Annotated in this window: 20 protein-coding genes and 1 tRNA gene; 10 read left to right on the top strand and 11 right to left on the bottom strand. The window is 57.7% G+C overall.

Features of this window, described 5'->3' with window-relative positions:
* Nucleotides 1–13: 13 nt before the first annotated feature.
* Nucleotides 14–2,221 (bottom strand): catalase/peroxidase HPI, encoded by a 2,208-nt coding sequence (katG, locus tag B9P63_RS07635; RefSeq protein WP_085307975.1) that lies wholly within the window; start codon nt 2,219–2,221, stop codon nt 14–16.
* A 95-nt stretch (nt 2,222–2,316) separates the two neighbouring features.
* Here katG and B9P63_RS07630 point away from each other — a divergent pair, with 95 nt between their 5' ends.
* Nucleotides 2,317–3,237, top strand: a complete 921-nt coding sequence (locus B9P63_RS07630; RefSeq protein WP_085307974.1) for a hydrogen peroxide-inducible genes activator — start codon at nt 2,317–2,319, stop codon at nt 3,235–3,237.
* A gap of 50 nt (nt 3,238–3,287) precedes the next feature.
* A complete protein-coding gene (locus B9P63_RS07625) occupies nt 3,288–4,193 on the top strand; it encodes an MBL fold metallo-hydrolase (protein WP_085308304.1) in 906 nt (301 codons plus the stop codon).
* 511 nt (nt 4,194–4,704) lie between these two features.
* Here B9P63_RS07625 and B9P63_RS07620 read toward each other — a convergent pair.
* The 3 genes from B9P63_RS07620 to B9P63_RS07610 form a co-directional block, all read right to left on the bottom strand.
* A complete protein-coding gene (locus B9P63_RS07620; protein WP_245830582.1) occupies nt 4,705–5,097 on the bottom strand; it encodes a copper resistance CopC family protein in 393 nt (130 codons plus the stop codon).
* 32 nt (nt 5,098–5,129) lie between these two features.
* Complete coding sequence (locus B9P63_RS07615; RefSeq protein WP_342743574.1) at nt 5,130–5,348, bottom strand: c-type cytochrome; 219 nt, start codon at nt 5,346–5,348, stop codon at nt 5,130–5,132.
* 254 nt (nt 5,349–5,602) lie between these two features.
* Complete coding sequence (locus tag B9P63_RS07610; protein WP_217806500.1) at nt 5,603–6,352, bottom strand: glutaredoxin family protein; 750 nt, start codon at nt 6,350–6,352, stop codon at nt 5,603–5,605.
* Between the two features lie 86 nt (nt 6,353–6,438).
* Between B9P63_RS07610 and cueR the strand changes: the two genes are divergently transcribed.
* Nucleotides 6,439–6,822 carry a Cu(I)-responsive transcriptional regulator gene (gene cueR, locus B9P63_RS07605; RefSeq protein WP_085307972.1) on the top strand — a complete coding sequence of 128 codons (384 nt, stop codon included), beginning with the start codon at nt 6,439–6,441 and terminating at the stop codon, nt 6,820–6,822.
* Nucleotides 6,823–7,322: 500 nt separating this feature from the next.
* On the opposite strand, the gene B9P63_RS07600 is transcribed toward cueR, so the two are convergent.
* The 5 genes from B9P63_RS07600 to pdxH form a co-directional block, all read right to left on the bottom strand.
* The gene (locus B9P63_RS07600; RefSeq protein ID WP_085307971.1) at nt 7,323–10,994 is read right to left on the bottom strand and encodes a vitamin B12-dependent ribonucleotide reductase; all 3,672 of its coding nucleotides are present in this window, start codon (nt 10,992–10,994) and stop codon (nt 7,323–7,325) included.
* A 626-nt stretch (nt 10,995–11,620) separates the two neighbouring features.
* Nucleotides 11,621–11,697: transfer RNA gene (locus B9P63_RS07595), tRNA-Pro, on the bottom strand.
* Nucleotides 11,698–11,745: 48 nt separating this feature from the next.
* A complete protein-coding gene (locus tag B9P63_RS07590) occupies nt 11,746–12,243 on the bottom strand; it encodes a DUF192 domain-containing protein (RefSeq protein ID WP_085307970.1) in 498 nt (165 codons plus the stop codon).
* A complete protein-coding gene (locus tag B9P63_RS07585) occupies nt 12,222–12,743 on the bottom strand; it encodes a cold-shock protein (protein WP_085307969.1) in 522 nt (173 codons plus the stop codon). The genes B9P63_RS07590 and B9P63_RS07585 overlap by 22 nt, the downstream gene beginning before the upstream one ends.
* A gap of 120 nt (nt 12,744–12,863) precedes the next feature.
* Nucleotides 12,864–13,469, bottom strand: a complete 606-nt coding sequence (pdxH, locus tag B9P63_RS07580) for a pyridoxamine 5'-phosphate oxidase (RefSeq protein ID WP_085307968.1) — start codon at nt 13,467–13,469, stop codon at nt 12,864–12,866.
* 153 nt (nt 13,470–13,622) lie between these two features.
* On the opposite strand from pdxH, the gene fabI reads away from it, so the two are divergent.
* The 6 genes from fabI to trpE are packed head-to-tail and all read left to right on the top strand — an operon-like array spanning nt 13,623 to nt 20,222.
* Entirely contained in the window at nt 13,623–14,429 is an 807-nt protein-coding gene (gene fabI / locus B9P63_RS07575) for an enoyl-ACP reductase FabI (RefSeq protein WP_085307967.1), read from the top strand.
* An 8-nt stretch (nt 14,430–14,437) separates the two neighbouring features.
* On the top strand, nt 14,438–15,040 hold the full coding sequence (locus tag B9P63_RS07570; protein WP_085307966.1) for a LysE family translocator: 603 nt from the start codon (nt 14,438–14,440) through the stop codon (nt 15,038–15,040).
* A gap of 33 nt (nt 15,041–15,073) precedes the next feature.
* Nucleotides 15,074–15,592, top strand: coding sequence for a xanthine phosphoribosyltransferase (gene gpt, locus B9P63_RS07565; RefSeq protein WP_085307965.1), 519 nt, complete (start codon nt 15,074–15,076; stop codon nt 15,590–15,592).
* A 4-nt stretch (nt 15,593–15,596) separates the two neighbouring features.
* On the top strand, nt 15,597–16,796 hold the full coding sequence (locus tag B9P63_RS07560; protein ID WP_085308302.1) for an aminotransferase: 1,200 nt from the start codon (nt 15,597–15,599) through the stop codon (nt 16,794–16,796).
* A gap of 54 nt (nt 16,797–16,850) precedes the next feature.
* Nucleotides 16,851–18,698 (top strand): SurA N-terminal domain-containing protein, encoded by a 1,848-nt coding sequence (locus B9P63_RS07555; RefSeq protein WP_085307964.1) that lies wholly within the window; start codon nt 16,851–16,853, stop codon nt 18,696–18,698.
* Between the two features lie 12 nt (nt 18,699–18,710).
* A complete protein-coding gene (gene trpE, locus B9P63_RS07550) occupies nt 18,711–20,222 on the top strand; it encodes an anthranilate synthase component I (RefSeq protein ID WP_085307963.1) in 1,512 nt (503 codons plus the stop codon).
* Nucleotides 20,223–20,252: 30 nt separating this feature from the next.
* On the opposite strand, the gene B9P63_RS07545 is transcribed toward trpE, so the two are convergent.
* A complete protein-coding gene (locus tag B9P63_RS07545; protein WP_217806499.1) occupies nt 20,253–20,621 on the bottom strand; it encodes a hypothetical protein in 369 nt (122 codons plus the stop codon).
* Between the two features lie 260 nt (nt 20,622–20,881).
* On the opposite strand from B9P63_RS07545, the gene B9P63_RS07540 reads away from it, so the two are divergent.
* Nucleotides 20,882–21,802 carry a tetratricopeptide repeat protein gene (locus B9P63_RS07540; protein ID WP_176219119.1) on the top strand — a complete coding sequence of 307 codons (921 nt, stop codon included), beginning with the start codon at nt 20,882–20,884 and terminating at the stop codon, nt 21,800–21,802.
* 12 nt (nt 21,803–21,814) lie between these two features.
* On the opposite strand, the gene B9P63_RS07535 is transcribed toward B9P63_RS07540, so the two are convergent.
* The gene (locus B9P63_RS07535) at nt 21,815–23,266 is read right to left on the bottom strand and encodes a divergent polysaccharide deacetylase family protein (RefSeq protein WP_085307960.1); all 1,452 of its coding nucleotides are present in this window, start codon (nt 23,264–23,266) and stop codon (nt 21,815–21,817) included.
* Nucleotides 23,267–23,343 lie beyond the last annotated feature (77 nt).

Genomic DNA, 23,343 nt, shown 5'->3' with positions numbered 1-23,343 from the left:
GCTCCGAAACCCTTCATGCGAGATCAAACCGATCCGCGTTCATCACCTGTGTCCATGCGGCGACAAAATCAGAAACGAATTTCACACCCGCATCTGCACTTGCATAGACTTCCGCCACTGCGCGCAGCTCTGAGTTAGAGCCGAACACCAGATCGACGCGCGTACCGGTCCATTTTTTCGCACCCGTGCTCCGGTCTTTACCCTCGAACAAATCCTCGTCGCCAGAGACAGGTGCCCAAACCGTGCGCATGTCCAGCAGATTGACGAAGAAATCATTGCTCAACTGGCCCGCATTTGCGGTCAAAACACCGTGATCGGAGCCATCAAAATTAGCCCCCATCGCGCGCATACCGCCAACCAGAACCGTCATCTGCGGCGCGGTCAGGCCCAAGAGCTGCGCCTTGTCGATCAACAACTCTTCAGCAGAGACAGTGTAACGCGCACGGGCGTAGTTGCGGAAACCGTCTGCTTGTGGCTCCAGAACGTCTTGCTGCTCGATGTCCGTCTGCTCCGCGCTGGCATCCATGCGGCCCGCTGTGAACGGAACCTCGACAGAATGACCCGCATCGCTTGCCGCTTTTTCGACACCGACACAGCCTGCAAGAACGATCAGATCGGCCATGGAAACCTTCTTGTCACCCTTGGTATTGAACGCAGATTGTACACCTTCCAAAGCCGCGAGAACCGTCGCCAGTCCCTTAGGATTGTTGGCGTCCCAATCCTTCATCGGAGCCAAGCGAATGCGCGCACCGTTAGCGCCGCCGCGTTTATCTGAGCCGCGGAACGTCGAGGCAGAGGCCCAAGCCGCCAGAACCATGTCCTGAACGGACAGGCCTGTCGCCGCAATATCGCGCTTAAGCGCAGCGATGTCTGCCGCGTCCACCAGCGGGTGATCCACCGCAGGGATAGGATCCTGCCAGATCAGGTCATCGCTTGGCGCCAGTTTGCCAAGATACAAAGACTTTGGCCCCATATCGCGGTGCGTCAGCTTGAACCAGGCGCGCGCAAAGGCATCGGCGAACACTTCGGGGTTCTCATGGTAGTGGCGCGAGATTTTCTCGTAAGCCGGGTCCATGCGCATCGCCATGTCGGCGGTGGTCATCATGATCGGAACCTTCTTGCCAGAGCCATCGACCTCGGGCGCGTGGTTCTCCTCCGAGAGGTCCTTAGCATGCCAGATTTGCGCGCCAGCGGGGGATTTCGTCAATTCCCACTCATAGCCGAACAACACGCCGAAATAATCGTTGTCCCACTGGATCGGGTTCGGCGTCCATGCGCCCTCGATGCCCGAGGTCGTGGTATCAACGCCAACGCCGCTCTTGTGCGCGTTCATCCAGCCAAAGCCTTGCAAGTGCATTGCTGCACCTTCGGGTTCTGCGCCAACGAGCGCGGGATCGCCTGCGCCATGGGCTTTGCCGAAGGTGTGACCGCCCGCAACTAGCGCGACCGTGTCCTCGTCATTCATGCCCATGCGCGCGAACGTGTCGCGAATGTCATAAGCCGAAGCAACCGGATCAGGATTACCGTCCGGACCTTCGGGGTTCACGTAGATCAGGCCCATTTGCACGGCCGCCAGCGGGTCTTCCAAAGTCCGCTCACCAGAATAACGGCTATTCTCGCCGCCGCTGACTTGCAGCCATTCAGCCTCTGCGCCCCAATAGATGTCCTGCTCTGGCTCCCACACATCTGCGCGTCCGCCTGCGAAACCATCAGTTTTGCCGCCCATGGATTCAATCGCAACATTGCCCGCAAGCACCATCAAATCCGCCCAGGACAGGTTCGCGCCGTATTTCTGTTTGATGGGCCAAAGAAGACGACGCGCCTTGTCAAGGTTGCCATTGTCTGGCCAGCTGTTCAGAGGCGCAAAGCGCTGCGTGCCCGATGTCGCGCCGCCGCGGCCATCGCCAGTGCGATATGTGCCGGCACTGTGCCACGCCATGCGGATGAAGAACGGACCGTAGTGACCGTAATCTGCGGGCCACCAGTCCTGGCTATCCGTCATAAGTGCCGTAAGATCGGCGCAAACTGCGTCGAGATCGAGAGATTTGAACGCTTCGCTATAGTCAAAACCTGCATCCATTGGATCAGATTTGTTCGAGCGCTGGCTTAGAATGCGCAGGTTCAACTGCTCGGGCCACCACTCTTTGTTGGTGCGCGTGCTTGCTTTCGCCGCGTGCATGACGGGGCATTTGCCTGCTTGATCTACGCTATTGCCGTCCATTTTCGAAACTCCCATATGTTGATTCCTGCCAAGATTAGCAGAGCGCTTTAATAGTTTACATTTGCATTTTTTGATTTATTCCATAATCTGAACCTATGGCAGACCTAACCCTCAAACAACTCCGTTATTTCGATGCCGTTGCGCGCGCTGCCCATTTCGGACGCGCAGCAGCGCTATGCTCGATCTCGCAGCCGGCGATTTCCGTGCAGATCAAAGAGTTGGAGCAAACGCTTGGCACGGCCCTGTTCGAGCGCGGCGCGCGCGAAGTGAGGCTGACCCAAGCAGGCGAGGATTTGATCACCCGCGCCCGCATAATTCTTGGAGCCGTAGAAGATTTCAGCGACGCCGCACGCGCCTCCGGCGGACAAGATCTGGCGCGCCTCCGCCTTGGCATCATCCCGACGATCGCACCCTATTTGCTGCCTGCGATCATCGCGGATTTGGGGCGCCAATACCCGAACCTTGATCTGCATGTGCGTGAAACCTTAACGCCGAAGCTGCTGGGCGAATTGGCCGATGGCAAGATCGATGCAGCGATACTTGCCCTGCCCACCTCAGAGCCGAGTCTTGAGGAAGTACCTCTGTTTACTGAAGATTTCGTACTGGTACGGCCGATCGGCGAAGCAGGCAAACCGGTACCCGGTGGTGAGGATCTGCGCAAGATGCGGCTTTTGCTACTGGAAGAAGGCCACTGTTTTCGCGATCAAGCTCTGGCCTTTTGCAGCGCAGGCACGGCCCTGCCGCGCGACGGCCTTGACGGCAGTTCCCTGACGACTTTGGTGCAGATGGTGAGCGCGGGGATTGGCGTTACCTTGATCCCGCAAATGGCGGTTTCGGTGGAAACTCCAGCGGCGGCGGTGGACGTGGCCGCGTTTCCAGCGCCGCGCCCTTCGCGCAGCATCGGGATGATCTGGCGCAAGCGCAATCCGCTGGCACGCCAGCTTGGCGATGTGGCGGCAGTGATCAAACGCGCGCGCAAGGCAGCGCAGCGCCGAGACGCGCCCCCTTGCGCTTGACCGCGAAACCCATCACATTCGAGAAAACGAATATAGGGGAGGATCACCGCATGATCACACGTCGCAACCTGCTGGCCAGAGGCGCTGCCAGCGCAGCACTTCTGGGCGCACCGAAACTTCTCTTGGCCGAAATGTCACTTGGCGGCGCGACCATAAGCACGCTGAGCGATGGCACGCTCACCCTGCCGGGCGATTTTGTTACCGCCAACCTGCCCGAAGAGGCAGTAGACATCATCAAAAGCTATGGTTTGAGCACGGATCAATACACCCCCGAATGCAATCTCGCGCTTTACCGCGATGGCACAAATACCGTGCTTTTCGATGTCGGCTCCGGCCCTGATTTCATGCCCTCTGCGGGGGAATTGCTGGACAGTCTCGACGCGCAAGGCCTTGGCGCAGGCGATATTACGCATGTGGTCTTTACCCACGCCCACCCCGATCACATCTGGGGTTTGATTGATGATTTCGACGAGCTGGTTTTCCCCGACGCCTCCTATCATATCGGGCGCGGCGAGTGGGATTATTGGTGGAACCCGGAGACCGTGAACACCATTGGCGAGGCGCGCACGACCTTCGCCGTCGGGGCCAAGCGGCGTTTTGAATTCCTAGAAGATAAGATCAATTTCTTTGATGCGGGCGATGAGGTTCTGCCCGGTATCGCTGCGGTTGCAACACATGGCCACACACCCGGACATATGGGGTTTGAAATTCGAAATGGCAGCGAAAGCGCCATGGTCGTGGGCGATGCAATCGGCAATCCTCACGTGGCCTTTCACCATCCGGAATGGGAAAGCGGCTCTGATCAGGACGGGGCAATGGGCGTGAAATCGCGCAAGATGCTGATGAATCGCATGGCGGCCGAGCAAATGGCAATCATCGGGTTTCACCTGCCCGGCGGCGGCATGGGGCGGGTCGAAGCAATGGACGGTGCCTACCGTTTTGTGCCTTCCAGCTAGCGCGCAAAAAAGAGGGGAGCCCTAAGGCTCCCCGATTTGCGGCGATCAAATAACTGACCAGGCAAATCAATCTCAATGAATAGGCATGCTATCATTCTTTGGGTGCTTGGATCGGGTTGATATGACATTAAGGAGAATATTCTAGACTTGATTGTCTGTCAGTGTGGCTACTCATTCTGGCATGCCGCTGTTGGAACCTGTCAACAAACGCGCAACCAATACCGCTGGACCAGCGCCATTTGAATATTCGTAAAGCGCACCATCATAGCATCTCATATGCCTCACTGTAATTTGGCGCAATGAAGGCATCATGTCATTTGAGGACTTCCAACTGGGCAACAGTCAAGGTTGCGGTTGTCCCATTGTCGGTCCGTCAGAACTCTCTTCTGCGCACGCATGAAGGTGAGCATAAATGCATCGTTCCCCTACATTGGCAGTGTCAGATTGGACGTGAGCACAGAGGTGACCGCAAGGATAACCAGCACAACCATCCACTCAATAGTGATAGACTTCACGAGGCGGCGTGCAGCCGCGGGATCGCCCTTTTGCTGCCTTTCATGGGGTGACCATCTTTTCCAAGGCCGCGCCAGTCGATGACATACACGCCATTACCCATACCCTCCATTGGCAGGATGTAGTCGGAGATGAACCCTTTGGTGCCGCTCAGATCCAGTTCAATACTGTCATGCGGCGCATGGGTCATGGAGACTTTAGTCAGCCGGACCTCACCTTTGAAATCAAGCATTAACTCTGTTGGAGCCGCGGCGATGTTCGCTTCGTTTGCGGGCATCGTTGCCTTCAACGGCGAATGCGCCACTGCAGTTGTTGCGACGAAAGCAACGATGCCTGCCAATAGGATACTCTTCATCTTTTTTCCTTTTTTAATGCACAGTTGGGCGATCAATTGATGCCATTGGTGCGTTGTAATTCTCTGATTTAGGTGGTGATAAACGTGACCTCTTCACGCGTTATGCCTTCAACCGCTGGCATGTCACCCAGCCGCCAATGGTGCGCCCTAACGCCTTGCGCTGCTGCGCGCTGGAAGCTCTCATCACCGTGATGGCTCGGCTTATAGATTTTATGCACCAACGGTGGTGCCACCCCGTTCTGACCGACCGCATTGACGCCATGGCAAGCGGCGCAATTTTGTCTCAAATGCCTTTTGCCCGATTTCGGCGTTCCGGGACAGGGTTTCGGGCATAACGACGATAACCAAGGCAGCGGCTTGCGCGTCTGGTTGCACGCTTGCTTCGGTGCTTTTCCCCGGCGCAGGTCAGACTGTGTAAGCGACGCCGGCAGCAATCAGGCCAGCGACAAGAGCGGCTGTTTTTCTCACGTATTGTCCTGCGTATTGCCCGTTTTCATCATCACTACAGATTCCAGCAGGTGGAGGGTCAAACGTTTCACTTTCACAGTTTTGTGAGCATCCATAGCGCCATCCCGATCATCATCACGTTCTCGGTCAACGAAACAAAGCCAAGTGGCACCTTGCTGTCACCACCCACGCAAGCACATTTAAGGTCGCGTTTGTCGATGTAGACGGCTTTGAACACGCTGATCGCACCAATGCTGGCAACGAATAATGCTGCAGGTGCCGAAAGCCATGTCAGCACCCCCGCCATCATCAAAAGGCCAGCGCCTGTTTCCACGAACGGATAAACATACCCGTAGCGTACCCAGCGTTGTGCCAATAGGTCGTAATTCAGGAACATTGTCGCAAACCGCTCTACGTTCTGAAGCTTTTGCAGGCCAAGTAGGACCATGGAAATAGAGATGAACCATTCGATGGTGCGGCCTGCGAAGACTGTGCCAAGACTAACCCAGGTCACTGCCACGGCCATGAAGGCTGCTATGCTAAAAAGGGCAATGACGGGGGCATAGGTTTTCGCGTCTTTTGCCGCTACGGGCTTGCCTAGATGCGCGCTCAGATCATCAAATCCGCCAATGCGCGCGCCGTCGACAAATATCTGTGGTGTCGTTTTGACACCGTGTTCGGCCTTGAAAGCATCTACTTCTGCGCGACTGGTCAGGTGCCGGTCATCAACCTCAAACCCCTGCCGTTCCAGCAAGTCCTTAGACTTGAGCCCGTAAGGACACATGTGATCCACCATAACCATCCGGTGTAGGACAGCAGTTTTGATTGGTGTATTACCGGGCATGATTTTGCGTCCTTTTGGTTGCCACTTGAAGCGACGATGTTCTTGACATAGGTCTTCCAGTAACTGGAAGGTCAAGGAAAAATCTGATGAACATTTCCGAAGCAGCAAAATCGTCCGGACTGCCCGTAAAAACGGTGCGCTATTATGCTGACATAGGTTTGGTTGAGCCATCTTCGCGCTCTGATGCAGGCTATCGAATTTACAATGATGCAACGGTTCGCAGACTTTCATTCATCCGGCGTGCGCGAACCTTCGACTTTAGTGTTGCTGAATGTCGTGAGTTAATGGACCTTTATCAAAATCAAGACCGCACCAGTGCAGAAGTAAAAAAGATCGCGTCAAAACGCCTTGAGGAAATCGAGATAAAACAAAAAGAGCTGCAAGCGCTACATGATGATTTGTCCCATCTTGTGAAAGCGTGCCGTGGGGATGAACGACCCGATTGTCCCATTATTGATTTTTTGGGCTGAGTGAAGAGCGGAAAAGACTTTCTGCCCTTTCTGCCTGAATACCGTCTTTATGCGGCCCTCTGGTATAAGGTTCAGAATACGATCAGTAAATCCGGCCAGAGCGCCCGACCATAGGCATTTACCATCGCGTCAGGCGTAAGCTGCATGCCGGTATCGCCACGAAGGCATGCAGGGCAGACGCCGAAATCACAACCCGCTCCTGCGGACGGGGTTCGTAAAAAAGGGGCCCCCGAAGGGACCCCATGAGTTTTGCTGTTCGGGCTCGTGATTATACCGCTCAATGTTTTTGCCTGCGGCCCGAACCGCATCGAGGGCGAGCGCACCCGCCCCGGATCCTATATCTAATTTACACCCTGCCGACTAACTTCTTGCCGATAAAGGACAATTCTCAAAGCTTGACCTCTGCAACCAGCCTATTTCTTACACCGCTTTTCGCCGAATTTTGCAATTCCGACGAAATTACTGCGTCTGACAACAACAGGGACAGACAAGTGGTCTCGTTAGCTACACCCGGACGTCCCGCCGCAGGTGTTGCATTTCATACAGGTGCCGTTGCGCACCAATGTGTAGTTGCCGCACTCGCCGCAGGCCTCGCCCTCGTAGCCCTGCATTTTGGCTTTGACGCGCGCATCCATCGTGACTGTGCCGGTTGACAGGACAGTGGCTGCGCTCGCGGTTGCAACGCCGCCGCCTATCTCGGGCACCAAGGCCTGCAAAGCCGCAACAGGATCAGCCGTTCCGCTAAGCGCCACTGCGCCCGCTTGGCCGCCCTGCAACACAATCAGTTCTTGCGGCAAACGCTTGCGCAGATAACCGGTGGAGCTAATCTGTTTCAGCACTTCAAGCGAGTTGTTCGCGGCCTTGTCGCTCAGCTCAGAGAGGTTGCTCACCCCCTCCTCCGCGCCGCGGCCCAGATCATCAAAACTCGCGCCCGCAGGTTTTACATGGGCAAGATCCGTGCGATCGAGGTAGCTGACTGCCAATTCACGGAAGATATAGTCAAGGATCGAGGTCGCATTCTTGATGCTGTCGTTACCTTGGACCATGCCCGCGGGCTCGAACTTGGTAAAGGTGAAGGCGTCCACGAACTCTTCCAGCGGCACGCCGTACTGAAGGCCCACAGAAATAGCGATGGCGAAGTTGTTCATCATCGCGCGAAAACCAGCGCCCTCTTTGTGCATGTCGATGAAGATTTCGCCAAGCTGGCCATCCTCGTATTCGCCCGTGCGCAAGTAGACCTTGTGACCGCCGACGACTGCCTTTTGCGTATAGCCCTTGCGGCGTTCAGGCATCTTTTCACGGTGCGATTTGACGATCTCTTTGACGATCACCTTTTCGATGATCTTCTCTGCGATCACAGCCGCTTTTTCGGTGATGTTGCCGGACTCCAAGATGTCCATAGCATCATCATCCTCGACCAGCGCCGCCGCAAGCGGTTGGCTGAGTTTGGAGCCATCGCGATACAGCGCATTGGCTTTGACACCGAGAGACCAGCTTAGCTCGTAGGCTTTCTGGCAATCGGTAATGGTCGCATCGTTTGGCATGTTGATCGTTTTGGAGATCGCGCCGGATATGAAGCTCTGCGCCGCTGCCATCATGTAAATGTGGCTATCGACGGACAAGAAACGCTTGCCCTTCTTGCCGCAGGCATTGGCGCAATCGAATATATTCATGTGCTCGTCTTTGAGGAACGGCGCGCCCTCAAGCGTCATGGTTCCGCAGACATGATCGTTGGCCGCGTCGATATCGGCTTTGGAATAACCGAGATGACGTAGCAGATCGAAGGTTGGATCGTTCAGCTTTTCGGCGGGGATGCCAAGTACGCCTGTGCAGAACGCCTCGCCCAGCGTCCATTGGTTAAACACAAAGCGAATGTCGAAGGCAGAGGCAAGCGCGCCTTCAATCTTGGCCAGCTCGTTCGCGCCAAAACCATGGCCGATCAAGGAAGTGGTGTTGATGCCCGGTGCATTGCCTATCGAGGCGTGACCGACCGCGTAGCTGACAATCTCCTCTATCTGGGCAGAGCCGTAGCCGAGGTTCTCAAGCGCCGCAGGAACCGATTGGTTAATGATCTTGAAATAACCACCACCTGCGAGCTTCTTGAACTTGACGAGGGCGAAGTCAGGCTCGATCCCCGTGGTGTCGCAATCCATCACAAGGCCGATGGTGCCCGTCGGTGCAATCACAGAAACCTGTGCATTGCGATAACCGTGCTTTTCGCCTTTGATCAATGCATCGTCCCAGACTGTCTTTGCCAGCGTGGTCAGCTCTTGGTCGGGACAATTCACCAGATCAAGCGCAACAGGCTTGATCTCGAGGCTCTCGTAACCGTCTGTCGCGCCGTACGCGGCATTGCGGTGGTTGCGAATGACGCGCAGCATATGCGCGCTGTTTTTCTCATAGCCCGCGAATGCCCCAAGCTCGCCTGCCATCTCGGCAGACGTCGCGTAGGACACACCGGTCATAACCGCCGTCAGCGCGCCACAAAGCGCGCGGCCCTCGTCGCTATCATAGCCATAGCCCATATTCATCAGCAGCCCGCCGATGTTGGCGTAGCCAAGACCAAGCGTGCGGAAATCATATGAACGCTGCGCGATTTCCTTTGACGGGAACTGCGCCATCATCACAGAAATTTCCAGCGTCACAGTCCACAAGCGGGTGGCGTGCATATACTCGTCCGCTTGGAACTTGCCGTCCGTGTAGAACTTCAGAAGGTTCATCGAGGCAAGGTTGCACGCTGTATCATCAAGAAACATATACTCGGAGCAAGGGTTAGAGCCGCGAATGGCACCGTCCTCGGGGCATGTGTGCCATGCGTTCACCGTGTCGTGGTACTGGATGCCAGGATCGGCGCAGGCCCATGCTGCGTGCCCGATGTCTTCCCACAGGTCGCGCGCTTTGATCGTTTTGGCGACCGTGCCGTCGGTGCGGCGGATGAGTTCCCAATCGCCATCATTCTCGACAGCTTTAAGGAAGGCATCCGTGACGCGCACGGAGTTGTTGGAGTTCTGGCCGGAGACGGATGCGTAGGCTTCCGAATCCCAATCCGTATCATATGTCGGAAACTCGATAGAGGAATAGCCCTGCTTCGCGTAATCCAGAACCCGCTTCACATATGTCTCGGGGATCGCTGTTTTCTTGGCACCGCGAATGGCGTCTTTCAGCTGGGGGTTCTTCTTTGGATCGACGCTATCCTCGGAAGAGCCATCCCAAGCGCGGATCGCTTTGAAAATCTCGTTGAGGTGCTGCTCGTGCATCTTGGAACCAGCAACAATGCTCGCGACTTTTTGCTCCTCCTTCACCTTCCAATTGATGAACTCTTGAATGTCAGGGTGATCCGCATCGCAGATCACCATTTTAGCTGCGCGGCGCGTTGTGCCGCCAGACTTTATTGCGCCCGCAGCGCGATCACCGATCTTGAGGAACCCCATCAGACCAGAAGACTTGCCGCCACCGGAAAGCGTCTCGCCATCAGCGCGAAGCGAGGAAAAGTTAGTGCCCGTGCCAGAGCCATATTTGAACAGGCGGGCTTCACGCACCCAAAGGTCCATGATGCCGCCATCGCCCACCAGATCGTCAGAGACGGACTGGATGAAGCAGGCATGCGGTTGGGGATGCTCGTAAGAAGACTTGGACTTGGTCAGCTTGCCCGTCTGGTAATCCACATAATGATGGCCCTGCGCAGGACCGTCGATGCCGTAGGCCCAGTGCAGGCCGGTGTTGAACCACTGCGGCGAATTCGGCGCGGCGCGCTGAGTCGCAAGCATGAAGCGCATCTCGTCGTAGTATGTCTGCGCGTCGGCCTCGGTGGTGAAATAACCACCCTTCCAACCCCAGTAGGCCCATGCGCCTGCGAGGCGGTCGAACACCTGCTTGGAAGAGGTTTCACCCGTGAAGCCGTCATTGTCTTTCGCGGGAACAGAACGCCACAAGAACTCGGGCATGCCCTTTTCCTTGACCTTGCTCACCTTGTTGGGAACGCCCGCCTTGCGGAAATATTTCTGCGCGATCACGTCTGAGGCAACCTGCGACCAGCTGTTTGGCACTTCCACATTGTCCAGCTTGAACACAACAGAGCCGTCCGGATTGCGTATTTCGGAAACCGTCGTAATAAAATCAAGCGCGCTATATGCGTCTTGGCCTGCTTTGGTGAAATGTCTGCTAATCTTCATGTCCCGAGCCTTCCCGTCGCCCTTAGTCGTTTGTTGCCTGCGCCTGCGCGCCTCGAGCGAGATTAGGGTCAAAGGTCCGCTGATCGGGCCCTTTAACGCAAAAAGACACCGCCTTGCCGGCCCAACGGACCAGCTGCTGAAATTTTCAATCCTAGAGAACTTTCGCCACTATATGTTGTGGCTTACCTGCCTCGCCCCCACAATCTGACGTATTTGCCTGCGCAGGGTCAACGAATTTATTTACAAATTTGTGATGTTTTTGCGTTGACGCTTGGCACATTTTTGAGGCGTTGGGACGGCTTGGCGATTCAGCAAAAGGTGCAGGCACTGGCCATCTTTTCACCAAGCACTTAAAAACCTTTGTTTGCTGCAGGCTTAGGCCTATTGGCTCACTTATTGCGCGAAGATTCCTTACCGAAAGATAAACGTAAATTTGGGGGTTTGGTGAAGAATTAGCCAAAGTCACAGCGTTGCATTCGCGCCATAGCCCCGCTCCGATTCTGTAGAAAATGCTGTGGACAACCCCACAGCTAGTGTGGAAAATCTGAATATGCCTAGATTTAGTGCATTTCCCGGAAGCCACCCACCTTGCATGGATTGGTCAAACCTACTTGGGATTTTGAAAATGGTCGGGACGGCAAGATTCGAACTTGCGACCTACGGTACCCAAAACCGTCGCGCTACCAGGCTGCGCTACGCCCCGACTGAAGCGGTGTTTAGCGGTGTCATCCGGAGATGAAAAGCCCAAAAATCACGGTGCGCAAGGTAATATTGCCGGGCCCTGCGAAAACGCGCGATGTTGCAGCGCATCGCCCACCTTGATCCCGAACGCCGCGCTAAGCCCGCCGTTGATTTCCAGCACAGCAAAGACGTTTTCGCCACCCGGAATCGGGGTCTCGTCCAGCGGGATGGCGTTTTGGTGGATGTGAACAATGCGCCCTGCCGTATCAGCAAAGATCATGTCGAGCGGGATAAGGGTGTTCTTCATCCAAAAAGCGACGCGGCCGGGCTGCTCGAAAACAAACAGCATGCCGGCAGAACGCGCCAAACCTTTGCGGTTCATCAGACCTTGGCTCCGCTCGCCTGCGTCATCGGCCAGTTCTATATCAAAACGCGCTTCACCAAAGCCGCCTTTGACAAGCACTTCCAGATCAGGGCAGCTTTGCTGTGCAACAAGCGGTGTTGCCCCCGCAAGCACAAAGCAAGCGAGCGCAACTTTAAGAGCGTTCAGTGTAGTGCGGCTTCCCATGCGTTCACCTCAACTGCCATGAGACCACGCTTACCATCAATTACCCGGATCGCCAACGCCTCGCCCGGGGCAAGATCGGCCAAGCCGGATCGGCGCAGCACTTCGACGTGAATAAACACGTCGGCGTCGTCGCCGAACACATTGGCAAAGCCAAAGCCCTTGCCCTTGTCAAACCACTTCACCCGTGCCGCCTGAAGTTCGATCAACGCCAAATCGGCTGCATCGAATTCTTCCAGATCCGGCAATGCCGCGCGATCCTCGCTGAGCGGCGGCTCGATCGAGAGCACCTCCAACGCTTGCACGCCGCGATCCGTTTGCTGCGTCACGATTTCAACCGACGCGCCATCGGCGACTGAGTTCTGACCAAAATTGCGCAGCACATTGGCGTGCAGCAAGATATCTGAACCGCCATCGCTCGCAACCACGAAACCGAACCCCTTGGCCGGATCAAACCATTTGACGACGCCGCGAACCGCAGACGTCGTCTGTTCATCATTCATTGTATTGTCCCACTTCCATGAGCCTCATCCCTACGAGGTTTGTGAGGCATTTCGCACCTGATTAGCAAGGATAAAAAATATACCCAAATTAAGACCTTATCATTTCACGTCACATGAAATTCACGGATTCAGGCGCGAGATATTCCACGTATCACCCACTGTAGAGCGCCTCCAGACGAAGCGGTCATGCAGGCGGAACGGGCCGTCTGCCCAGAACTCGATCTCGACCGGAACAATGCGATACCCGCCCCAAAATGGTGGCCGTTTCGGGCTCGCACCATGGGTTGCGGTGATCTTGGCGACCTGCGCCACCAGCGCGGCACGCCCGCTCAAAGGACGCGATTGCGCGCTGGCCCATGCACCAAGGCGGCTCTTGAGTGAGCGGGAATTATAGTACTCATCCGCCTGCGGCCCATCCTCACGGCTGACCACGCCGCGTACGCGAATTTGGCGGCGCAAGGATTTCCAGTGCATCACAAAGGCGGCTTTGCCCGCCTGATCGATTTCGCCCGCCTTGGCGCTCTCGTAGTTGGTAAAAAAGACGAAGGCATCTGCCTCGATCTCTTTCAAAAGCACCATGCGCGCATTTGGCAAACCGCTTGCGTCGACCGTCGAAAGGGCAATCGCATTCGGGTCGTTGATTTCGCTCGCTTCGGCCTCAGCCAGCCAGTTGCGCGCGATCTCGAACGGGTCGTCGCCCGCAAAAATTCCGCTTCTATCGCTCAATTGATCCGTTCCTTTGCATTCGTAACCGAAGTCTCGAAATAGCGCTTAGGCCATGTTTTCAAGGCAAACAAGCAGCGCGATAAGTCCAATAGCTTGATGCGCTCGGGTCATTGCCCTAAAGACATTTCAATATCTCAAACTGGAGCACCCGATATGTCCAACGCACTCATGGCCGGAAAACGCGGCCTGATCATGGGCTTAGCCAATGATAAATCAATCGCATGGGGCATCGCCAGAGCCTGCGCGGATGCGGGCGCAGAGCTTGCATTTTCCTATCAGGGCGATGCGTTGAAAAAGCGGGTCGATCCGCTAGCAGCCCAGCTTGGCAGTGATTTCGTGCATCCGTGCGATGTAGGCAGCGAAGAATCGATGGATGCGCTGTTCGCAGAAATTGAAAAGCGCTGGGGCAAACTCGATTTTGTCGTTCACGCCATCGGTTTTTCAGACAAGAACGAACTTCGCGGGCGCTACGTTGACACTTCGCGCGGAAATTTCGAAATGACGATGGATATCTCGGTCTATTCCTTCACCGCCATCATGCAGCGCGCCGAAAAACTGATGACAGACGGTGGCAGCGCCGTGACGCTGACCTACTACGGCGCAGAACGTATCATGCCCCATTATAATGTCATGGGCGTGGCGAAGGCGGCTTTGGAGGCCTCCGTGCGCTACCTCGCAGAGGACCTTGGCAAGGACGGCATTCGCGTCAACGCAATTTCTGCGGGTCCAATCAAAACGCTGGCCGCCTCTGGCATCGGCGATTTTCGCTACATCATGAAGTGGAACGAATACAACAGCCCACTGCGCCGCAATGTGACAATTGATGACGTCGGAAAATCCGCGCTCTATCTGCTTAGCGATCTTGGCTCGGGCGTCACCGGTGAAACCCATCACGTTGATGCGGGTTATCATGTGGTCGGCATGAAGGCGGTCGATGCACCGGATATGTCCAAGGAGTAAACACGGGCATGGAATGGAGCCATATCATCGCGTTCAATCTGGCGCTGGTGGCGGCGATCGCCAGCCCGGGACCTGCGATGCTCTATTTCATTCGCACCACGCTGGCGAGCGGACGGGGGATCGGGCTTTACACAGTGTGTGGCCTCGGAGTGATGGCCGCCACATGGACCGCGCTGGCCTTCATGGGGCTTGGCGCGGTGTTCGCGCTATTTCCATGGGCCTTCGTGATCTTCAAAACCATCGGTGCGCTTTACCTGATCTGGATCGCCTTTCAAACTTGGCGTCATGCCCGCGCCCCCATGGGCGCAGCCCCGACGCCCCCCGCGCGCGCCTTTCTTGGGGGTGTTCTGGTCAATCTGAGCAATCCCAAGTCCGTCCTATTCGCAGCCGCCGTGATCATGGTGATCTTCCCACAGGGCATGCCCATTGCGGACAAAGCGCTGATCGTCGCCAATCATCTACTGATCGAGCTGATCTTCGGCTCCGTCCTTGTCCTCGCCTTTTCCACCAAACGCGTCAGCGCGGGCTATCTGCGCGCAAAACCACTGCTCGATCGCATCGCCGCTTCTGTTTTGGGCCTCCTTGGCCTAAGACTTCTGCTCAGCCGTTAATTTGCTCTTAACAACACCACCGGAGACCACCCCATGACCGACCGTTTGCCACACGAAAAAGGATTTCACGTCAGCTGGGACCAGATGCACCGCGATGCGCGCGCTCTGGCGTGGCGTCTCGACGGCAAAGGCCCTGACGATGGTGCTTGGAAAGCAGTTGTCGCGATTACGCGCGGCGGCATGGCACCCGCGATGATCGTCGCGCGCGAGCTTGATATCCGCACCGTGGATACAATTTCGGTGATGTCCTATCACTCTGGCGGCGGCGCTGCGGACGAGCGGCGCGAAGCCAAAGTGCTCAAAGCCCCCGACGCAGATATGATGGGCGATGGCACAGGTATTCTGGTGGTCGACGATCTGGTGGACAGCGGCAAGACCCTCGAACTGGTGCGCAGCCTTTATCCCAAGGCGCATTTCGCCTGCGTTTACGCCAAACCCTCGGGCGAGCCGCAGACAGACACGTTTATCACAGGCGTGTCGCAAGATACCTGGATTTTCTTCCCTTGGGATATGGCACTGCAATATGTGCAGCCCTACCGCGGGCAAGACTGAGCATATGAGCTCGGCCACGCAGAGCACCTTTGCACCTCCCGTCATGGAAGCGCGCCGTTGGCTGGAGGGCGTGCATTTCCCGGACGCGCGCCCTTTGATCAACGTCAGCCAAGCCGCGCCCGTGGACCTGCCACCCGAACCGATGCGACGCGCAATGGCCGATCTAGTGGTGAACGAGCCGCAGGCACATCTCTACGGGCCTGTGCTCGGCCTGCCCGCGCTGCGCGCAGAGGTGGCGCAGCAATGGAGCGCGGCTTACGCTGGCGCGATTGCCCCCCATCAGGTCGCGATCACTTCGGGCTGCAATCAGGCCTTTGCCGCAACCATCAGCGCCATCGCAAATGCGGGCGACGAAGTGCTTTTGCCAACGCCGTGGTACTTCAATCACAAAATGTGGCTCGATATGGCAGGCATTGCAGCGACGCCGGTCCCGACGGGCGCGAGCCTGTTGCCTGATCCGGACGTGGCGCGCCGCCTGATCACGCCGCACACACGCGCCATCGCGCTGGTCACGCCGAACAATCCCGCGGGCGTGGAATATCCAGCCGAACTGGTGCTGGCCTTCTTCAAGCTGGCGCAAGAGCACGGGATCAAGCTGATCGTCGATGAAACCTACCGCGATTTCCACAGCCAGTCCGGCGCGCCCCATGCCCTATTCCAGCAAGCCGACTGGCAAGGCACGCTGGTGCATCTATATTCCTTTTCCAAGGCCTTCCGCCTCACGGGGCACCGCGTTGGCGCGATCATTACCGCGCCCGCGCTTTTGGGCGAGTGCGAGAAATTCCTCGACACCGTCGCGATCTGCCCCAATCAATTGGGCCAGTTCTCTGCGCTTTGGGGCTTGCAGAACCTTCGCGACTGGCTTGCGGGCGAGCGGCTTGAAATCCTCGCGCGGCGCGCTGCGATCGAAACGCATATGCCGATGCTCGCGGTGCAAGGCTGGCGTTTGAGTGGCTGCGGTGCCTATTTCGCCTATCTCGAACATCCGTTTCACATGGCCTCGGATACCCTCGCGCAGGCATTGGTGGCAGAGGCGGGCATTCTCGCCCTGCCCGGCACTATGTTCACACCCGTGGCCGACCGCGACGGCGCGCGCCATTTGCGCATCGCCTTCGCCAATATCGACGCACAGGGCATCGCCGAGCTCTTTGCGCGCCTGGCTGCCTTGCGCTTCTCGCTTGCTCCGCCAAGCGCGGCCAAGTAAACCTCGGCAAACGCCGATCTTAGCGGCGAGTGGATCAACAGGATTGGGCGCATCATGGCCGCAGGCAGAAACACGATTTCGAAGACATTCATCTGGATTTTGCTGGGTCTTCTGATCATTGGCCTTGCCGGTTTCGGCGCGACGGGTCTTGGCGGCAACGTGCGTACCATCGGCGCGGTCGGGGACAAGAATATCTCTGTCGATCTGTATGCGCGCACCCTGCAAGAAGACCTGCGCGCCATTTCTGCGCAGGCGGGCCAGAACGTGCCTTTCTCTAGCGCGCAATCGCTGGGCCTGGACCGTCAGGCGCTGGCGCGCGTCGTCACGACCCGCGCGCTCGATCATGAAACCGCGCAGCTTGGTCTTTCGGTGGGCGATACCCAGCTACAACAGCAAATCCTGAGCATGTCTGCATTTCAAGGTCTCGATGGACAGTTCGATCGCGATTCCTATCGCTTCGCGCTTGAAAATGCCGGTCTGAGCGAAGCTGAATTTGAGGAAAGCCTGCGCGAGGAAGCCGCGCGCACGCTGGTGCAAGGCGCGATCCTTGCAGGCAACCGCATGCCCGATACCTACGCCGATACGCTGGTGCGCTACATAGGCGAGCGGCGCAGCGCCACGATTGCGCGTCTAAGCGGCAGTGATCTTGCCAAGCCAGTCGCCGCCCCGACGCAGGCAGAGCTCAAGACCTATTACGACGAGAATATCACGCAATACACCCTGCCCGAAACGAAGCAGATCACCTACGCCTGGCTCTCGCCCGACATGATCGCCGATACTGTAGTGGTCGATGAAACCGCCCTGCGCGCCGCCTATGATGAACGCAGCACAGAATTCAACAAGCCCGAACGCCGCTTGATCGAGCGTTTGGTCTATGGCTCCGAGGAAGCCGCCAGCACGGCCAAAGCCCAGATCGAAGCGGGCGGCGCGACCTTCGAAACGCTGGTGCAAGAACGCGGCCTGTCCCTTGTGGATGTGGACATGGGCGATTTGCCCAAGGGCGCGCTCGGCGATGCGGGTGATGCAATTTTCGCCGCTGAAACCGGCGATGTGCTTGGCCCGCTCCCCAGCGATCTGGGTCCGGCGCTGTTTCGCGTCAACGGCATTCTAAGCGCACAGGCTACCCCATTTGACGAGGCGCGCCCGCAGCTTCAGGATGAATTGGCAGCCGATCGTGCCCGCCGCGTCGTAGAGGCGCAAATGGGCGATATCGACGATCTGCTCGCGGCCGGTGCCACGCTTGAAGATCTGGTGCTGGAAACCGACATGCAGCTTGGCAGCATCGACTGGTCGAGCGAGGCCGAAGACGGGCTGGCCGCCTACGAGGCCTTCCGCGAGGCCGCCGCCGCGATCACCGTAGAGGATTTCCCGCAGGTCGATCTGCTTGAAGATGGCAGCATTTTCGCCGTGCGCCTTGACGGCGTGCTGGCTCCGCGCCCGCAGCCGATGAATGAAATAATCGAGCGTGTCAGCGCGGGCTGGAACACGCAGGCCACACGCACCGCGCTGCGCACCGAAGCCGAAGCGCTGGTTCCCCAAATCACTGCGATCAGCGATTTTGCCGAGGTTGATCTGCAGGCCGAAACCCTAAGCGATCTGACGCGCACGGGCTTCGTCGCAGGCCTGCCCGCCGCTGCGCTCAGCGCGCTGTTCGAGGCCGAGCCGGGCCAGAGCGTTATCGTCGAAGACGTGGCCGACGTGTTGATCCTGCGCCTTGATACAGTGTTGCCTGCGGATGAAAGTAGCGATGATATCAAAGCCTTGCGCGAACGCCTCAGCGATCAAGCCTCCAGCTCCGTTTCTCAAGACCTCTTCGAGGCCTTCGCGGCGGACATCCAGCAGCGCGCAGGCATCAGCCTTGATCAAAACGCGATCAACGCGGTGCATGCCAGCTTCAACTAAAGGCGGACATTCATGGCGCTGATCCCCTCCTTCGACGAGTTCAACAAGGCCTATGGCTCTGGGCGCAATCAGGTGGTCTACACGCGCCTTGCGGCTGATCTGGACACGCCCGTGTCGCTTATGCTCAAGCTGACGGGCGCGCAAAAGGATGCTTTTGTCCTCGAATCCGTGACCGGCGGCGAAGTGCGCGGGCGCTATTCGATCATCGGGATGAAGCCTGATCTGATCTGGCGCTCCGAGGGGGCCACATCTTCGCTCAACCGCATGGCGCGCTATGACAGCGATGCCTTCGAGGCGCAGGATTTGCCACCCCTCGATGCGCTGCGCGCCTTGATCGCAGAGAGCCACATTGATTTGCCAGAGGGTCTGCCGCAGGCCAGCGCAGGTCTCTTCGGCTACCTCGGCTACGACATGATCCGCCATGTGGAACACCTCCCGAATGTGAATCCTGATGTGCTCGGCGTGCCCGATGCGATCATGCTGCGCCCTTCCGTTGTCGCGGTGCTGGACGGCGTCAAAGGCGAGGTCACGGTGGTTTCACCCGCATGGGTGAGCGACGGGCAATCCGCGCGTGCGGCCTATGCACAGGCGGCCGAGCGGGTCATGGACGCGGTGCGCGATCTGGAGCGAGCGATGCCCGCTGCCACGCGCGATCTTGGCCAATCTCAGGATGCGCCGGAGCCGGTCAGTAATTTTACCCGCGAGGGCTACAAATCTGCGGTAGACAAGGCAAAAGACTACATCAAAGCCGGCGATATCTTTCAGGTCGTACCGTCCCAGCGCTGGTGCCAAGAGTTCAAGCAACCCCCCTTTGCGCTCTATCGCTCTTTGCGACGCACCAACCCATCGCCATTCATGTTCTACTTCAACTTTGGCAGTTTTCAGGTGGTCGGGGCCTCGCCAGAAATTTTGGTGCGCGTGTTTGGCCGCGAAATCACCATCCGCCCTATCGCAGGCACGCGCAAACGCGGCTCAACGCCCGAGGAAGACAACGACTTGGAGGCGGATCTCTTGGCGGATGAAAAAGAGCTGGCCGAGCACCTCATGCTGCTGGACTTGGGCCGCAATGACGTGGGCAAGGTCGCCAAAATCGGAACCGTGCGCCCCACCGAGGAATTCATCGTGGAGCGCTATTCACACGTCATGCACATCGTGTCCAACGTTGTGGGCGAATTGCACGAGGACCAAGACGCGCTCAGCGCCTTCTTTGCAGGCATGCCCGCTGGCACAGTCTCCGGCGCACCCAAAGTGCGCGCGATGCAGATCATTGACGAGTTGGAACCCGAAAAACGCGGCATCTACGGCGGCGGCTGCGGATACTTCTCGGCGGGCGGCGACATGGACATGTGCATCGCCCTGCGCACAGCGGTGGTGAAGGACGAAAAGCTCTACATCCAAGCTGGCGGCGGTGTGGTTTATGACAGCGACCCCGAGGCGGAGTATATGGAGACCGTGCATAAATCTGGCGCGATCCGAAAGGCGGCGGAGGATGCGAGCCGCTTTACTGGCAACGGCAATAGCTGAGCGCCAGAGGCTTCACATTCGACCCCGCTCTCAAAAATCCAGTATGTAGTTGATTTTGAGATAGCTTTTTTTCAAATCCATATCCATCGATACCCGCCCACCATTGTCCATCGACAGTGCGAAATCACCGATCTTACCGTCCTGACCTTTTTCGAGCATCAGGCGCGGTTTGGACGCAGGCGCATCAGGCAACGGCATCAAAGGTTCACTTTGAAAAACATAGGTGCGGGTATGTTTGATCTGACCACGCGTGGCGACAGTGTAGCGCAAGCGCTCTGCGCCTTTGGCCGCGCGTTGCGGCTCTGCCTGCAACACGCCAACATCCAAAAGTTGAAAGTTCTCAGGGGCAATGCAGCGTAAAAAGCGGCCTGAGCAGTCTTGTGCAGATGCAGCTCCCACAGACAAAGCTACTGAAATCAAAGAATAAAATAGAGCATCGCACAATGGGCGCTTGGGCATAGGACGCATAATTGATCCACCATATTTATAAAAATAGAAATATTAATCCGACGAGCGTGCGACAGCCTCGGGGGATTCGGCAAGGTAAACCCGCGCTCAGCACTCTGAGGTTGCAAATGCAAACTGAGCGAAACAGAGCTGGCTTTGCGAAGGCGCAGCTTTGCGCTAACTTATGCACATTTAGCCAAAAGGACATTTTCATGCGCTTGATTTCCATCGCATTGCTCACAGCCCTCGCCGCACCGCTGCCCACCTTTGCCGCACCAAGCCCGGAGCAGATCGCGGCGGCACGGCTTGCCTATATCGAGGGGGATTACCGCGCTGCGCTCGACACGATCCGTGCAGCGGCAGAGGCGGGCAATGCTATGGCGCTCAACATTCTCGGCGCGGCCTATGAGGACGGAAAAGGCGTGGAACAAAACGCAGCCAAGGCGATAGACCTATTCGAGCAAGCGGCCAAAGCAGGCGAAGTGCGCGCGCGTTATAATCTTGGCGCACTCTTCGCTTTCGGCTCCGGCACCGTTGCCGAGGATCGTGCACGGGCGACGCGCGAATTTCGCCTTGCGGCGGCAGCAGGCTATGCGCCAGCCATGACCGCGCTCGGGCAATTGCAGGAACGCGCCACGCCCCCCGATTACGGCGCGGCGACAGATTGGTATGAAAAGGCCCATGACAAGGGCGATGTAGTCGCAACCGCCAACCTTGGCCATGCCTATGTGAAGGGACAGGGGCGGCGCGAGGATTGGACCCGCGCACGGCTGCTATATACGGAGGCGGCCGCACGCGGATATCCACGTGCTTTCAATGATTTAGGGGTGATGCACGAACAAGGCTACGGCGTGCATGCAGACGCTATCACCGCTTTCAGCTTCTTCCTGCGCGGCGTCGAAACCGGTTATGCCAAGGCGGGAATTAACCTCGCCGAACTCATCGTGAAGGCGCGCTTTCCCTTTGCATCCAAAGACATGGCTCTCGGCTATTGTTTTTGGGGTCTTGACGGGGCGAGCGCGCTAGAACGGGCCGAGTTTCAAGCCGATTGCAGCGCACTCGAAGAAATTATCCAGCCCGACGACACCGCCCGCGCCCGTGCACGCGGCTTTGCCGACAGGCTACGCCGCTAGCGCGCTGGCCGCCTATTCAGCCGAAGCGCCTTGGGTCAGAACCGCGCTGACTGGCACGAGAGAGACGCGGCTGGCGCGATCCGCAAGGCCCCAGATCAGCAGCGCCGAAATTGTTTCGGCCTGCAAGCGCCCCATCATCACGACGCCGCCCTCCTGGCCTGCGCGAAACGCCGCTTGATCAAGGAAACGGCGCATGACGCTCGCAGATTGCCCATTGCCGTCGAAGTCGCGAAACACGGTGCCTGCGGGTATGCCCTCTCGCTCCGCAAGTTTGCGCGCAGTGTTCAGCCCACTGGCTTGCAAGAGCATGCCATGCCCGCTGTCCAGAATGATCTGGGTGAGTTGATCTGCCATTTCACGGCTGCTTTGCACGCCGCTTTGTACGCCCTCCAGAACGCCCACCACTTCGGGCAGAGCTGCGAAATATCCGCTCATTGCAACCTCGACGTCGCTAGCTGTCGCGCCGCGCGGCAGATCGACCAGGGCGAGCACTTCAAAGCCCTTTTCGCGGTAGATTTGCATCCGCTCCGCCGCGTTCGCGCCATTTGCGTCGACCGCGAAGGTCAAAGGATAGGGGAATGATTCAAGCGCTTCAACGCCGAGGGAACTGTCGCCTTCGTCGATCAGCACGATCGCCATCAGCGGCTTGCCCTCCTCCACAGTGAACTCGGCTGCGAACCGCTCGATGGGCGGCGGTGCCTGTGCGCTTTCGGCATCGGCCTCAACTGCGGCGTCCTGCCCGAGGGTAGGCAGGCGATTGGTGGTGACTTGCGGTGCAAGATTGCCGACGGTGCCTTCGGTCTGGGCCGGAAGGGCAGCAATGATTTCGTCAGTGATCCGTTCGGCCTGCACTTGTTCAGCGGGTTGTTCCGTTTTTTGTTCCTGCTCGGATTCCGCAGTCTCTGTGGCCTCTGGCACGTTATCCTCGGATGGCTCCGGTGCCACGTCTAATGGTGCGTCAGGTTCCATCACATCCAGGGCAGGCGCGTTTGATTCAGCTTCGCTTGTCTCGGACGCAGGCCCGTCAGGTGCGGGCAAGTCAGATGCTGGCAAGTCAGGTGCAGGCATGTCAACTATTGGCGTCTCAGCTTCAGACATGTCTGGTTCAGTAATATCCGGATCACGCACCAAGGCTGCCTCAGCATCGGCAGGCACGGCCTCTTCTTGCGGTGCTTCCTCGGCTACAACATCCGCCTGCACGACGGGCGCAGGCGCGGTCACTGGCGCAGGCACTGGCGCGGACTCGCCGGTTGGGTTCGCTTCAGGTATCTCAGGCTGAAGTGCCGCTTCACTCACCGCGCCCGGCGCATCCGTATTCGCGAGCCCGCCCCCCGGTTTGAAATCGGGATAGGCCAGCGAAAGCCCCCCTGCGCCCAAGCCAGCGACGACAACGCCCCAAACCAGTCCTGAAAACGCACCTTTTGCCACTGCACCACCACCTTCGACTGTCACCAGATATTTCACGCTAAGTTTGACCCTTTGCGCCCAGCAAGACAAGGGGCCTCTTGACCCTTGTGCGCAGTCCTGAGCATGTAGGACGC

The sequence above is a fragment of the Planktotalea arctica genome, from assembly GCF_002105285.1.
In the GTDB taxonomy this organism is placed as follows: Bacteria; Pseudomonadota; Alphaproteobacteria; order Rhodobacterales; family Rhodobacteraceae; genus Planktotalea; species Planktotalea arctica.
Note: the sequence above shows the minus strand (reverse complement) of the source record. Positions and strands in the feature narration are given on the sequence as shown.

Bases quoted from the DNA above. Each gene is read 5' to 3' on its own strand.
- katG (WP_085307975.1), bottom strand. From the start codon at position 2,221: ATGGACGGCAATAGCGTAGATCAAGCAGGCAAATGCCCCGTCATGCAC.
- B9P63_RS07630 (WP_085307974.1), top strand. From the start codon at position 2,317: ATGGCAGACCTAACCCTCAAACAACTCCGTTATTTCGATGCCGTTGCG.
- B9P63_RS07625 (WP_085308304.1), top strand. From the start codon at position 3,288: ATGATCACACGTCGCAACCTGCTGGCCAGAGGCGCTGCCAGCGCAGCA.
- B9P63_RS07610 (WP_217806500.1), bottom strand. From the start codon at position 6,352: ATGCCCGGTAATACACCAATCAAAACTGCTGTCCTACACCGGATGGTT.
- cueR (WP_085307972.1), top strand. From the start codon at position 6,439: ATGAACATTTCCGAAGCAGCAAAATCGTCCGGACTGCCCGTAAAAACG.
- B9P63_RS07600 (WP_085307971.1), bottom strand. From the start codon at position 10,994: ATGAAGATTAGCAGACATTTCACCAAAGCAGGCCAAGACGCATATAGC.
- B9P63_RS07590 (WP_085307970.1), bottom strand. From the start codon at position 12,243: ATGGGAAGCCGCACTACACTGAACGCTCTTAAAGTTGCGCTCGCTTGC.
- B9P63_RS07585 (WP_085307969.1), bottom strand. From the start codon at position 12,743: ATGAATGATGAACAGACGACGTCTGCGGTTCGCGGCGTCGTCAAATGG.
- fabI (WP_085307967.1), top strand. From the start codon at position 13,623: ATGTCCAACGCACTCATGGCCGGAAAACGCGGCCTGATCATGGGCTTA.
- B9P63_RS07570 (WP_085307966.1), top strand. From the start codon at position 14,438: ATGGAATGGAGCCATATCATCGCGTTCAATCTGGCGCTGGTGGCGGCG.
- gpt (WP_085307965.1), top strand. From the start codon at position 15,074: ATGACCGACCGTTTGCCACACGAAAAAGGATTTCACGTCAGCTGGGAC.
- B9P63_RS07560 (WP_085308302.1), top strand. From the start codon at position 15,597: ATGAGCTCGGCCACGCAGAGCACCTTTGCACCTCCCGTCATGGAAGCG.
- B9P63_RS07555 (WP_085307964.1), top strand. From the start codon at position 16,851: ATGGCCGCAGGCAGAAACACGATTTCGAAGACATTCATCTGGATTTTG.
- trpE (WP_085307963.1), top strand. From the start codon at position 18,711: ATGGCGCTGATCCCCTCCTTCGACGAGTTCAACAAGGCCTATGGCTCT.
- B9P63_RS07540 (WP_176219119.1), top strand. From the start codon at position 20,882: ATGCGCTTGATTTCCATCGCATTGCTCACAGCCCTCGCCGCACCGCTG.